Raw genomic sequence first — 13109 nt, forward strand, 5'->3', positions numbered from 1 at the left:
ATGGCAAGCAGGGGGCTCGGATCATCCGGGTGGGCAAGCGATCGATACAAGGTTCGATGCTTGCCGGTCACCAGGCTCCTGCGGGGACCAGGACTATTGGTTCGACGATGCGTTCTAGCCGCTCGGTCCCAGCGCGCATCATTTGAATGCAGGAGACGCCCCACGAAATGTTGCCGCTCCACGGGCAGGTTCTGATCCTCTCGATCGATAGATCAGTCCGGCGCGGTTAGCTGGGCGGCGCGTATAGGCGCCGCCCAGCATTTGTTGAGGGCTTGATGGGCGTCAGGCCGATCCGCCAGGCTAGTCCGGCTCTGCGGCGCCGATTTCGTGACGTCCGCGGTCGCTTGACACGAGGCTGAGCGTAGGTTCCCGATCGATTGACAACGGCAGCGCGTGACCATTCGAGACCCGCACCAGTGATCCGTTGTTCATTCCCCAAATTGCGGCCTGCGTCCTGTTCTGGACCCGTATCTTGCGCAGGATCGCCTTGACGTGAACCTTCACGGTCGCCTCGGCAATATCGATCTTTCGCGCAATGCACTTGTTGGAATTGCCCTCGATCAGATAGGAGAGAATCGCCCGCTCTCGCGGTGACAGATGAGGTGCTATCCGTTCTTCGGCCGCAACGAGGAGATTTGATCGCTCTTCGATCGCTGGCTGAAGCTGAGGCTCGCGATCGAAACCGCTATCGAGCACGAATGACAGGAAAGCCGGTGGAAACACCGTCTCGCCCATCGTCACGAGTTCGATGGACTTGATGAAAGCGTCGCATGAATTGACGTCGACGAAGTAGCCGCTGGCGCCGGCCTTGTAGGCCGCGATCAACTCATCCGGCCGGTAGTGGTCCGAAACGATCGCGACGCGCGCGTCCGGATAGTGCTCTCTTACAAACCCGATGTGCTTCATGGCTGCATCGAATTCGCCGGTGCTGTGGATAATCACAAACAGGAGCTGCTGATGTGCCTGGAGTATGCTTGTAACTTCATCGGTGCTCGAGGCCGAGACCGCAATTTGAAAATCTGCCGCATGCAGTATTTGAGAAATTCCCTCTCGCAGCAAAATATTTCGTCCGATCAAAACAACTTTGCAGGATTGCCGCCTCCTCATCTTACCCTCCGCAACCAACGCAATGACACAACTTGAATGAAAAACACGCAGGAAAAGGAACAAAGCGTCTCATGGCCCGGTTTTTCTGATTTGCAGAAGCCGGGCGCCGTTTAGTTAATAATTGCTGAAGGTTAGATTCGATCTTTCGATTTTGCCTATATACCTTTGGTTATAGGCCGATGGGTCCCCAAGCTGTTGGTGAACGGCCGTCAGAGATTGACTTGGGGGCGAAAGAGAATACTGATTCAACCTTTGAATGTTCGCCCTGAGCGGGTGAATCCGTTCGCGAAAGCCTTGCTCCATCGCGATGCTTTCGAACTTGCCAAGTGGCAAGACCGCTCTCCAGCGGTTGTGAGCCGTGACCACCGGGTTCATACGGCCCTTTGATCCGGCGAACTTGATGTATATTGCGATCACAGACTCGTGCGGTTATTTGCCTCATAGGTCCGCTACGCCAAATGATACTTTAGGGAATTGCTCGAAGTTTATTTGTTGGTGATCAATTGATGTTGGAGCGGCAAGGGCGGGGGCCTGTAGCTTCAATCGCGGGAATTTTGGGGGCGGCAGGTTAGGGAGCGCCCGATGCGTCGTGCGACTGTAGTGATTGCAGACCGACACCCAATGGTTTTGCAGGGTCTCGCAAGTGTTCTCGGTTCAGAATCCGATTTTGAGGTCGTTGCATCCTGCGGCGATGCTGCGAGTTGCATCCAGGCAATTTTGACGCTTGCGCCCGACATAGCGATCATGGATGCGGCAATGCCGGAGCTGACCGCGCTGATGAACAATTCGCTCAGCCATTCGGACAGCCGACCAACGCGGTTTGTGTTCTTCGCGCCCAGCGAGGACTATGATCTTGTGTTGGCGGGCGCCCCCGCCGGGTACAGTGTCCTTCTCAAGGAGATGACAGGCCAAGCCGTGGTGCAAGGCTTGCGAGACATTGCCAACGGTCAGACCGTTGTTCCGTTATCACCCACCGATCAGGCCGCGCCTCGCGAGCACAGTCCGAATCCGGAAAGTGCGCTCGCGGCGCTCACCGAGCGCGAGCGGCAGATCATGCGCCTGGTCTCTCGTGGCCTGTCCAACAAGGAAATCGGCCGCCGGCTCAACATTGCGGACGGCACCATCAAGGTTCACCTCCACAACATTTTCCAGAAGCTTGAAATCGGGAATCGCACTGCGCTTGCGGCCCTCGCCATCTCGCAGGATGACCGCGCCAATTCGGCGCAGGACAAACCGGCGCATGCTGGATCGGATCCGGTGCCCGGGGAACGCTAAGACATCATCTCGCACTGTTTGCAGTGCGATATGCGGGCATTTCGCCGAAGCCCAGCCGAGCGACTATTGCACCTTCAGATTGCGCAAGCGCCGGCAAAGCTGCGTTTTCGGTCTCTTATCCCTCGATGGAGAACTGAAGAACGAACAGCGACCGGCCGCCAAGCTCGGGGCTGTCGCTGACTTCCACCTGCCAGGAAATGTAATGCAGGAGTGGGTCCATCACGTCGTGCTTGAGGATCTCGCCGCTCAGTTCGATCGCAGTGGTCCGTGCCGCGGAAATGTCGGGGAGATCAAGTCCGACATCGTCGAGCACTGAATGACCGTCGTGGATATGAAAGAAATACCGCGGCATGGATGTCTCCGGACAACGCGAACATTCCGATGACTGCAGCGAGCCCCCCGCATCACGGTCAAGATTTCGCATCGCAGGGGCGCGCATAGCAAGCGGCTATTCTAGGAGGGCTCAATCATCATTGATGGGTACCCCGACGTTGATCTCTATGATCACGAATTCAGAATGAACAATTGCTTCTCGAGGACTACGATGATGTTGCGTCGACGGAGCCCACTTCGGCGCAGCGTTGCGGCCCCGGCCCTGCGAATCCCCAATGCCCCCGCCGGGGCCGCGCTCTTTTCTTCGCAAGTCCCGCCTGGTCGTCCATCACCGCCGCGCAGAAGTTGCAACCGATACTCCGATCGATCGGGAGCGGACGGTTTGACCCTTGGGGAGATGATCTCGAAAAATCATATCCGGTAGTAGTCGCGATACCAGCGGACGAAATTGGATATGCCGGTTTCGATAGGGGTGGAGGGCGAAAAGCCGGTATCGCGCATGAGATCGCCAACGTCGGCAAACGTTTCCGGAACATCCCCAGGCTGCATTGGCAGCATTTCCTTCGCCGTGGTTCGTCCCAGCTCTTTCTCGATCAATTCGAGGACGTGCATCAGCGCTTCCGGGCGGTTATTGCCTACATTGTAGAGCTTGGCCGGTGCGCCCGCCGCATCGGCGTTGTCCTCCGGAGCGCGCTCGATCAGCCGCGAGATGACGCGCGTGACGTCGTCGACATAGGTGAAGTCGCGCCGCATCTTGCCATGGTTGAAGAGCTTGATCGGCTTGCCTTTAACGATCGCGTCGGCGAACAGGAATATCGCCATGTCGGGCCGGCCCCACGGGCCGTAGATCGTAAAGAATCGTAAGCCGGTGACCGGGAGCCGGTACAGGTGGCTGTAAGAATGGGCCATCAGCTCGTTGGCTTTCTTCGTCGCGGCATAGAAGCTGACGGGGTGGTCGGCCCTATGCCGGGTCGAAAATGGCAACTCGGCATTGGCGCCGTACACGGACGATGACGATGCGTAGATCAAATGACCACAGGCGTTATGCCTGCAGCCTTCGAGGACGTTGAGGAACCCCTCAAGATTGGCGTCGACATAAGCGTGCGGCTGATCGATCGAATGCCGGACGCCGGCCTGAGCGGCCAAATGGACCACTCTCGCAAAACGATGTTTTGCGAACAACTCGGCCATCGTCGACCGATGTCCAAGATCGATCTGCACGAAGGAAAAACGCGGATCGCGGCGCAGAATGTCGAGACGCGCGCGCTTCAAGGCGGGATCGTAGTAGCTGTTGATGTTGTCCAATCCGACGACCCGGCGTCCCTCGTCGAGCAGCCGACGGGCGACATGAAAACCGATGAAGCCAGCAGCTCCGGTCACCAGAACGTCGTCGGCAACTTGTTCTGAGCGAGATGACATTCGCTGTCCAAGTTAGATGGAGTTTCGAACGGCGAAGAAGGCGCCATCGATCGCAGAAAGTTAACTCTCAATCGCGCCGCATCTCGATTGCGCAAATGAGCACACCTGACGATGGCGGCGGAGCCGAGCTGCCAGCAGCCGTTCGAACGGACTACTCCGCGCATCCCCGCCACTGTCTCAAATTCCAGGGGCGTAGCGTATGTAATGTCCGAGCGAACCCCGTCATCATCCATTTGCATGAAGATGAAGCCAGGCAAACCTGCAGAGATGTTTCGGCGGCGGGCTTGCCCGACGTGGCCGTCGGCTTGGAGTACGCGCTGTCGAACGATCGACGTCGGTGACTTGAGCGCAAACGGCGTGGTCAGGGGTGCTTGCGATGAAGATGGTCCGTGTTGATGCTCTCGGCGCGAATGTATCGAGCATCGGTTTCGGCTGCGCGTCGCTCGGGGGGCGCGTTGGGGCTCGCAGGGGGATCGAGGGGCTCGAGCGCGCATACGACGCCGGAATAACCTGGTACGACGTGGCGCCTTCGTATGGCGATGGGATGGCCGAGTCTATTTTGGGCCAGTTCGTATCCAGCAAGCGCGGCAGCGTCCATATCTGCACAAAGGTCGGGATGCGCCCGCGTGATACCTCCGCCGTTAAGCGGATCCTGAAGCCGATCGCGCGCGCCGCTCTTGCGGTGTTTCCCGGGATCCAACCGCGCCTCTCCGCAATGAAATCGAAGCCCTTCAAAGTGCCGCTATCGGCCGAGCTGATCAGGACGAGCATCGAGGACAGCTTGAGGCGACTCCGCACGGATTATGTAGATGTGCTTGCTCTCCACCGTCCCACCCGCGAAGAGGTCGTTCGCGAAGACATCATTCGAGCGGTCGAGCGCATCGTCCAGGACGGGAAGGCCCGCGCCATTTCGATTGCGGGCAATAACGAGGGCGGAATTGACGACCTCCATGAATCGCTACCATACCGGCTGATACAGATCGCGAATAATCCGCTCGAGCCGAATCTTCAGAGATCGACGGAGATTGCGCGGCGCAGGACGCTTGTCACGTATGGATCATTTTCGAGCGTCGATCCGCTTGTCGCGAGGCTGGGATCGGAGAAGGAAATACTGAACGGCCTTTACGAGATGGGATACCGGGGCGACCTCACCGAGATCGCCGCTGCCTTCGCCGTGGATTATGCGCTGGCAACGAACTCGGCAGGAGTCTCACTGTTTTCGATGTTTCGGAAAGAGCATCTCGCGTTCAATCTGCGCCGGTCAGCGCAAATCCCGGCGCTTCATCTGCTCAATCGCATCGTCGCCGAGCTCTCGAACGGGCCGCGGCAAACCGAACGATTGGTCAAGCGTGTGCCGGTGTAGCGATCAAGTGCAGAGCCAATGGGCATGAGGTCTACTCCGTCATCATCATACAATCGGCGGCCACGTGTGTTAGAATTCACGTCCCACGATACTACTCGCCAATCTTGTCGACGATGTTCGACAGGCGCGCGGGCGGCCGGGAGGCGGCTAGCTTGAGCGTCTCGCTGAAGCATGCGCAGCAGGTCAGGCCGAAGGTGAGGGGGCCAGGCCGCTGCCGTCGCATTAAGGAGGTTGCCCCAATCGGGGTTGCGCCGGGCGGCGCGCTTCGTGGGGTCGTTGGTAGATGCTCGGAGAGAGGCCATGTGCGGAATTGTTGGTGTCGTCGGGCGGGGTCCTGCTTCTGCTCTCCTTTTGGATGCGCTGAAGCGGCTTGAATATCGCGGATATGACTCGGCCGGTATTGCCACTCTCGAGGACGGTTCGCTGACGCGACGTCGTGCGGTCGGAAAGCTCGTGAACCTCAAGATTCGGCTCGACTCGGAGCCGCTTGCCGGGCGGATTGGAATTGGTCACACGCGCTGGGCGACGCACGGCCGTCCCGATGAGACGAATGCGCATCCTCACATGGTTGACGGTGTGGCGATCGTGCACAATGGGATCATCGAAAACCACCGCGAATTGCGCAATGACCTCAAAGCGGCCGGTGCACATTTTGCGACCGAAACCGACTCCGAAGTGGTCGCGCATCTCGTTAGCCGCGAGCGGAAGAACGGATACGAGCCGGTCGCAGCGGTGCGTAAGGTCCTCCCGCGCTTGAACGGAACGTTCGCGCTCGCCTTCCTGTTCGAAGGGCACGACAATCTCCTGATCGGTGCCCGAAAGGGCTCGCCGCTTGCTGTCGGCTACGGTTGCGGCGAAATGTTCCTGGGTTCGGATGCGATGGCGCTCGCGCCTCTGACGGACATTGTCGCCTACCTTGAGGACGGCGATCTCGCCGTCGTGACCCGGGAGCAGATCGAGTTTATCGACGTGAACGGCGCGCGCCTGCGCCGTACGTCGGCCAAAATCGCTGGTGCCGCCGTGATTGTTCACAAGGGCGAGCATCGCCACTTCATGGCGAAGGAGATTCACGAGCAGCCGAAGGTGGTTGGTCAGACGCTTGCGCAGTATATCGCGCGCGACGGGACAATCAGGTTGCCGGCGGGCGTGGATGCGGACCTCAGGACAGTCGATCGCGTGTCGATTGTAGCTTGCGGGACCTCCTTCTACGCCGGTCTGATTGCGAAGTACTGGTTCGAGCGCTACGCCAAGCTCCCGGTCGAGATCGATATTGCTTCGGAGTTCCGCTATCGCGATGTTCCGTTCGGCGCGGGCAATCTGGCGATTTTCGTGTCGCAGTCCGGCGAAACGGCCGACACGCTCGCTTCGTTGGAGTTCGCCAAGACCCACGGCCAGCGCGTTCTCGCTGTCGTCAACGTGCAAACCTCGACGATGGCTCGTTCGAGCCACATCGTACTGCCCACATTGGCCGGTCCGGAAATAGGGGTCGCATCGACAAAGGCGTTCACCTGTCAGCTGGCAATCTTGCTCTGCATTGCAATCGCGGCCGGTCGCAGTCGCGGTGTGCTCTCGGCCGAAGACGAGCGCTCACTCGTCCGGGCCCTTGCCGAGATTCCAGACTATATGGCGCACGCGCTCGAACTGGAGCCGAAAGTCCATGAGCTCGCGCGTGAGATCGCCAAGGCCAGAGACGCTCTATTCATAGGCCGGGGCACCAATTATCCGCTGGCATTGGAGGGAGCCCTCAAGCTCAAGGAGGTCACTTACATTCACGCAGAGGGCTATGCGGCCGGCGAGCTCAAACATGGACCGATCGCGCTGATCGACAAGGGCCTGCCGGTCATCGTCATCGCGCCGTACGACGCGACGTTCGAAAAGACCATGTCGAACATGCAGGAGGTGATCGCCCGTGGGGGCCGCATTATCCTCTTGACCGACGAGAGAGGTGCTTCACTCGCCGCGTCCAGTGGTTGCTCGGTCCTGGCGTTGCCGGATATGCCCCCGATCGTGGCGCCGCTGGCTCTCGCGGTGCCGCTCCAGCTCCTTGCCTATCACAGTGCCGCGATTATGGGGACCGACGTGGACCAGCCGCGGAATCTCGCGAAGTCCGTGACCGTCGAATAGTCGGTCCGGTCGCGCCACTTCCGCTTCAGCAAGAGGTGCTGTCGAAAGCAGGATGCTGGTCTGACAGACCGGGACGCTCCGAAATGAGTGCCTCTTTCGACCAATCCGCGTTCTCGGCGGCTCGGGGTAAAATCTGGTGGCCTTCGGGCCCAGGTTAAGCACCGACGTCCGTAGGGCAGGCGGCCCCGCTATATTGTAACCGCGTTGGCGGGGCCGCTGCTGCCAAGAAACGAGCTAGGACCTGTGCGGCGCGGACTTGAGATACGCAACTCCTCAGAACCAGCCGCCTTGCGCGCGCTCCGCAGCCGGATCTTCGCAGACTCTTCGGCATCAGGCTGCAAGGGCAGCCCGATCAGGGAGTAGTCCTTTCGGGTTATTGGAAGACCGTTCCGCTTCGAGATAGCTTCAGACAAGCCCGTCCGGTCGACGAGCTCGTTTGGCATCCTACGTGCGCTTCGCGAGGGATCATGTCGGTTTTGACGGGAACAGCCGGCGCGGACATTCGACGTGGTGATATGATTAAGGTGATCAAAGGGAGGCTGTTCCCGGCGCTCCTTTACGAGCAATATGAGGGCGGCGCCGCCGAAGATATTCCCGAGGGCGCCCGTGCCTATTGCCTCAAAGACAAAGTCTGGCGAACGATGCCTCCGGGCTACCGCCCCTCCTAGACCTTATTGGCAAACCAGCATCGCAAAATGGCCGAGCCAGGCTCGGCCAATTCGTGAGCGGGCCGGGACCGCAACCTCCGCGGTAGGTCTGGACCGACGGCGGAGCGCCGTGTGTGCAGACTAGCTGCAGCTCAGCGGCAGCGGCTGGTCGGGGTGCAACTCGTACCAATCGTAGCAATCTGGATAGGCGCCGTAGAATCCGTATCCGGGCCGATCGCGACCAAAGCGGTGAAACGCGTGCTGGCGCAGGCCGATGCCGCCAGCGCCGGCGTGACCGCCGAATCCGAGATGTTCGCCGCCAAAGCCTCCCTCATGCGCCATGCCGCCGAAATGCGCGCCGCCGCCGCCGAAGCCCATATGTCCGCCGCCAAAGCCACCACCGCCAAAACTGGCGTGGCCGCCGCCGCCAAAGCCACCACCGTGGCCGCCGCCGCCGCCGCCGCCGCCGTGCGCCTCGGCCGCGCCGATGGCCAGGGTCGAGGCAAGCGCCGCTGTTGCCAAAATCATGATTGCTCGTTTCATGGGACACTCCTTTCGTGTCGATCTGCCTGGTCATCCATGCAGTCCGCTTCCGCGTCGTGCCGTCGCCGAAGCTCCTGATGACAAGGCTCGTGATGAAAGGAGAGGTAAGAGCGATGCGCAGCATTCCCACTAAATTCGACTTCAGGAACAAGGCGCGCCGGTAGGGAAGATGATCCTGCCGCGGGGGCCGCGGCCCACAAAGGGGCGGGCTGAACGTTCCAGCCCGCCCCCGTCGTTCGATGAGGCCGACCGAGGCGCCCGGCCGGCCAGGGAAATGCCGCGATCAGAAGCTGCCTGTGCCGGGCTCGCAAGGCACGTTGTTGCCGGTCCACGGCGCCGTCGCGAAAGCGCCGACGCGCGGCGCGGGAACGCAGACGCGGCCTCCCTGCTGATAGAAGGGCGCATCCGGTGCGGCCGTATCGGTTGTCATCGCGGGCTGTCGCATGACGGAATGGTGCTCGCGCGCCATGACGGGTCCCCCGAGCACGGCGGCTGCAATCAATCCCGTCGACAAGAGTTTGAGAGTGGTCATTTCGGCTTCTCCTTTGATGACATCAGGCCGACCAAGCGGCTCACCATCAACGTATGGACGGCCGGGCGTCGTCCAAATGCACGAATTGCTCACCTGATTTCAACGGCCTGTGACCCGGCGCGGCGCTGCAAGCACGATCGTGCGAATGCGCAACATCCGTTGCCTTGAGAGTAACGGGGAGCGCATCGCAGGCATATGTTCATGAAAGCGCAGTTCAGAATGGAGGCGGAAGATGATCACGACGACAGCGAGACGTATGGCCATCGCGCTGGCCCTGTTGGCGACGGGCTCGGCGCGCTTCCTGAATCGCTATTTAGTGGTACCCCATGCTCCGCAGGACTATCTCGTCAGACAACGAGTGGCCTATGGCAGGCTGGCGCGGCGCCGCGCGTTCAGAGCGGGCGGGCATTGAACATGACGCTCCGGACCGCCGAGCCCGTGCTCCTCCGCCGCAGGCCGAAACGCCTCGCAGAACGTGGGAGCAGGATCATGACGCGGATTCTTCTGATCGAAGATGATGCCGAGACCGCCGAGGTGATCGTCGCCGAACTCGCCGATCGCGGTTTCGAGGTTCAATGGGCCCCTGACGGCGTCGACGGTCTCGATCGGGCGCGCGCGGCGTGTCCGGATGCCATGATCGTCGATCGCATGCTGCCCGGAATGGACGGGCTGACGGTCATCGAGGCCCTGCGCAAGGATCGGGTCGGGACACCGGTGCTGGTTCTGAGTGCGCTCGGCGCCGTGGACGATCGGGTGCGCGGATTGCGCATGGGGGGAGACGACTATCTCACCAAGCCGTTTGCAATCATCGAGCTCGTCGCACGGATAGAGGCATTGCTGCGCCGTCCGATGGACAGCCGCGAGACCACGTTGCATGTCGGGCCGCTGGAGCTCGACCTGATCGAGCGGACCGCGCGACGGGACGAGCGAGAGATCGACCTGTTGCCGCGCGAGTTCCGCCTGCTCGAATACATGATGCGCCGGAGCGATCAGTTGCTCACGCGCGCGATGCTGCTCGAAGAGGTCTGGAACTACAAGTTCGTTCCGGCAACGACGAATCTGATCGACGTGCATATGGGCCGGCTACGCCACAAGGTCGATGGTCCCGGCGATACGCAGCTCATCCACAATGTTCGCGGCTCCGGCTTCATTCTGCGTTCGCGCGCATAGAGGCGCGAAACCCAGGGGGGCGCGGAGCACATCTCGGACGAATATCGAGTGCGGGTTCGATGCGCCAAATTCAGTTCATCCGTTCGAACACGTTCCTCTGGGCCCTGGCGGTGGCGGCCGCATTTGCGCTGTTCGTGGTCGGGCTGTTCGCGTTCACCTATTGGAAGCTCGATGACTATCTGATCGCGCGATCCGACCGCATGATCATGACCCGGATCAATTTCATCGCCGATTTGCCGTCGGCGCGCCGCATCGGAGCGATCTCCGATCATCTCGAGCAGGATTCCAGAGGCGTGCAGTACGCGGGACTTTTCAATCGTGCCGGCACCCGGCTTGCCGGCAACATCGACAGCTTGCCGCGCGCACTCGATCTCGGCGGAGCGGCGCAGGGTGTGCGGCTCGACCTCATTGAGAAATCGGCGGTCCACGGACCGGTCATCAGGGTCGTGGGCAGGCGTCTCGAGAACGGCGATGTCCTGGTGATGGGACGGAATGTCGATGAGACGCGCGAGATCTCGAGTGTCGTGGGGCAGGCGCTCGCGCTTGGCCTGCTGCCGGCGTTCTGCCTCTGTCTGCTGGCCGGAGCGTGGCTGAGTGTTCGCGCCCAGAGACGCGTGGAGGAGGTGAACCAGCGGGTACAGCGGATCGTGGCCGGGGAGTTGCGCGAGCGGCTGCCGGAGGACAATTCCGACGATCCGTTCGCGCGACTGGCCAGGATCGTCAACGGCATGCTCGCCGAGATGGAGACCATGATCAACGCGCTTGCCGGTGTCGGCAACGATATCGCCCATGATCTCAGGACGCCGCTCACGCGCGCACGCCTGGCGCTGGAGCGCGGCCGAACGCATGCGACCACTTTGGAGCAGCTCCAGGAGGTCACGGACAAGGCAATGGCCGGAATCGATCAGTCGCTCGCGATCGTCACCGCCTTGCTGCGCCTCACCGAGATCGAGAACAGCCGCCGCACCGCCGGTTTCGGTAACGTTGCGCTCGACGAGATCTTGCGCGAAGTGTGCGACGTCTATGAGCCCATCGCCGAAGACAAGGGCATCGGGCTTGGCGTCGTCATCGATCGCAATGTGCAGGTGTGGGGCGATCGGGACCTGTTGTTCGAAGCGATGGCCAATCTCGTGGACAATGCCGTCAAGTTCACGCCGCCCGGCGGCCAGGTGAGGCTCGAACTGGTGTCGGAAGACGACACGGCGCTCGTGCGCGTAAGTGACACCGGACCCGGCATCAGCACGCAGGAGCGCGAAGCGGTGCTGCGGCGATTCTATCGTTCCGACAAGATGCGCAATACGCCGGGGGTTGGGCTGGACTGAGCCTGGTGGCTGCCATCGTCAAGCTGCATGGCTTTCGATTGATCATCGGTCCGGCTCCCGGCGGGCGGATCGAGATCCTTGCCTGGACCGGGAGGGCGAGCAAAGCCGCCGCATGCCGGTCCCGGACCCCAACTCTCGCAGCCGTTAATCAGATGTGATGCCCCTCATGATGCGTGATGTTCTCGATGCCATGACATGCCGAGTGACATGCCGAATGTCTGAAGGCGAATTCAGGTTTGTTACGCTCAATTCAGTGGCCTCCGCCTTCGGAGGCTTCCTAGAGTCCGCTCGCCGGTTTCGTATGTGGGAGTGACAGATGCAGATCCGCCCCGAAGGCGTGAGGAATAGTGCCATGGCTGTCGCGGCCGGAGCCCCATCGCCCTCCTTCCTCAGCGCCTATTCCGCGGCCATCAAGCGCTATGAACTGCTTGAGCCCGGTCACGAGCAGCAGCTTGCACGCCGCTGGCGCGAGACGCGGGACCGTGGTGCCGTGAACGCGCTCGTCACGAGCCATCTCCGGCTCGCAGCCAAGGTGGCGCGCGGCTACAAGGGGTACGGTCTGCCCTTGGCCGATGTGATTGCGGAGGCAAATCTCGGCCTCGTCATCGCGGCGTCACGCTTCGAGCCCGGCCGCGGTGCGCGGTTCTCCACCTATGCGGTTTGGTGGATCAAGGCCTCGGTTCACGAATACATCCTGCGCTCCTGGTCTCTGGTCAGGATCGGCACGACGGCAGCGCAGAAGAAGCTGTTCTTCAAGCTCCGTAGCGAGATGAGGAAAGCCGCGGGCGGCGCGATGGCGGCGCTCACGCCCGATGTCGCCGAGACGATCGCGGAAAGGCTCGACGTCACGGCGCGTGAGGTGATCGAGATGGATTCCCGCCTGAACGGTGACATGTCGCTGAACGCGCGCGTTGGCGACGACGAGCAAGGAACCGAATGGGAAGCGTTGCTGGTCGATCAGGCGATCGACGCGGAGACGGTGCTCGCCGATCATGAGCAGACGGAGCGCCGTACCAACGCCTTGCGCGTTGCGCTGGGCATGCTCACGGCGCGCGAGCGTCATATTCTGGAGGCAAGGCGGCTGGCGGAATGCCCGGTTACGCTGGACCAACTCGGCTTCGAGCTTTCGATCTCCAGCGAGCGGGTTCGGCAGATCGAGATCCGCGCCTTTGCCAAGGTCAGGCGAGCCGCAATTCTTGCCGCGCAGGATGCGGCACGCAAGCGCCGCGACGGCGCCTCGGGCTCACGGCCGCGGGAGCTCACCGCTCCATGAG

General features: G+C 61.2%; 13 protein-coding genes. 8 read left to right on the forward strand and 5 right to left on the reverse strand.

Annotation, left to right across the window (positions count from 1 at the left end; genetic code table 11):
- Positions 1–300: 300 nt before the first annotated feature.
- Positions 301–1107, reverse strand: coding sequence for a LuxR C-terminal-related transcriptional regulator (locus HAP41_RS20165; protein WP_166097380.1), 807 nt, complete (start codon positions 1105–1107; stop codon positions 301–303).
- 621 nt (positions 1108–1728) lie between these two features.
- On the opposite strand from HAP41_RS20165, the gene HAP41_RS20170 reads away from it, so the two are divergent.
- The gene (locus HAP41_RS20170) at positions 1729–2382 is read left to right on the forward strand and encodes a LuxR C-terminal-related transcriptional regulator (protein WP_248577217.1); all 654 of its coding nucleotides are present in this window, start codon (positions 1729–1731) and stop codon (positions 2380–2382) included.
- 115 nt (positions 2383–2497) lie between these two features.
- On the opposite strand, the gene HAP41_RS20175 is transcribed toward HAP41_RS20170, so the two are convergent.
- Both HAP41_RS20175 and HAP41_RS20180 read right to left on the reverse strand, forming a co-directional pair.
- A complete protein-coding gene (locus tag HAP41_RS20175) occupies positions 2498–2734 on the reverse strand; it encodes a DUF6894 family protein (RefSeq protein WP_028147263.1) in 237 nt (78 codons plus the stop codon).
- Between the two features lie 392 nt (positions 2735–3126).
- Positions 3127–4134 (reverse strand): NAD-dependent epimerase, encoded by a 1008-nt coding sequence (locus tag HAP41_RS20180; RefSeq protein ID WP_166097372.1) that lies wholly within the window; start codon positions 4132–4134, stop codon positions 3127–3129.
- A gap of 376 nt (positions 4135–4510) precedes the next feature.
- Here HAP41_RS20180 and HAP41_RS20185 point away from each other — a divergent pair, with 376 nt between their 5' ends.
- The 3 genes from HAP41_RS20185 (at position 4511) to HAP41_RS20195 (ending at position 8289) form a co-directional block, all read left to right on the forward strand.
- Positions 4511–5497 (forward strand): aldo/keto reductase, encoded by a 987-nt coding sequence (locus HAP41_RS20185; protein WP_175618099.1) that lies wholly within the window; start codon positions 4511–4513, stop codon positions 5495–5497.
- 300 nt (positions 5498–5797) lie between these two features.
- On the forward strand, positions 5798–7621 hold the full coding sequence (glmS, locus tag HAP41_RS20190; protein ID WP_166097367.1) for a glutamine--fructose-6-phosphate transaminase (isomerizing): 1824 nt from the start codon (positions 5798–5800) through the stop codon (positions 7619–7621).
- A gap of 467 nt (positions 7622–8088) precedes the next feature.
- A complete protein-coding gene (locus HAP41_RS20195) occupies positions 8089–8289 on the forward strand; it encodes a hypothetical protein (RefSeq protein ID WP_166097364.1) in 201 nt (66 codons plus the stop codon).
- Positions 8290–8409: 120 nt separating this feature from the next.
- Here HAP41_RS20195 and HAP41_RS20200 read toward each other — a convergent pair whose 3' ends face one another.
- Together HAP41_RS20200 and HAP41_RS20205 are read right to left on the reverse strand one after the other, a co-directional pair.
- Positions 8410–8811, reverse strand: coding sequence for a hypothetical protein (locus tag HAP41_RS20200; RefSeq protein ID WP_166097362.1), 402 nt, complete (start codon positions 8809–8811; stop codon positions 8410–8412).
- A gap of 283 nt (positions 8812–9094) precedes the next feature.
- The gene (locus HAP41_RS20205; protein ID WP_071915339.1) at positions 9095–9343 is read right to left on the reverse strand and encodes a hypothetical protein; all 249 of its coding nucleotides are present in this window, start codon (positions 9341–9343) and stop codon (positions 9095–9097) included.
- A gap of 232 nt (positions 9344–9575) precedes the next feature.
- Between HAP41_RS20205 and HAP41_RS20210 the strand changes: the two genes are divergently transcribed.
- The 4 genes from HAP41_RS20210 to rpoH all read left to right on the forward strand — a co-directional run bounded on the left by HAP41_RS20210 (position 9576) and on the right by rpoH (position 13108).
- Complete coding sequence (locus HAP41_RS20210) at positions 9576–9755, forward strand: hypothetical protein (RefSeq protein ID WP_166097357.1); 180 nt, start codon at positions 9576–9578, stop codon at positions 9753–9755.
- Between the two features lie 77 nt (positions 9756–9832).
- Positions 9833–10513, forward strand: a complete 681-nt coding sequence (locus tag HAP41_RS20215; protein ID WP_014496376.1) for a response regulator transcription factor — start codon at positions 9833–9835, stop codon at positions 10511–10513.
- A 59-nt stretch (positions 10514–10572) separates the two neighbouring features.
- Positions 10573–11835, forward strand: a complete 1263-nt coding sequence (locus tag HAP41_RS20220) for a sensor histidine kinase (RefSeq protein WP_248577218.1) — start codon at positions 10573–10575, stop codon at positions 11833–11835.
- A 352-nt stretch (positions 11836–12187) separates the two neighbouring features.
- On the forward strand, positions 12188–13108 hold the full coding sequence (gene rpoH / locus HAP41_RS20225; protein WP_166097351.1) for an RNA polymerase sigma factor RpoH: 921 nt from the start codon (positions 12188–12190) through the stop codon (positions 13106–13108).
- The last annotated feature ends 1 nt before the right edge of the window (position 13109 follow it).

It is taken from the genome of Bradyrhizobium barranii subsp. apii (assembly GCF_011516635.5).
Classification (GTDB): domain Bacteria; phylum Pseudomonadota; class Alphaproteobacteria; order Rhizobiales; family Xanthobacteraceae; genus Bradyrhizobium; species Bradyrhizobium barranii.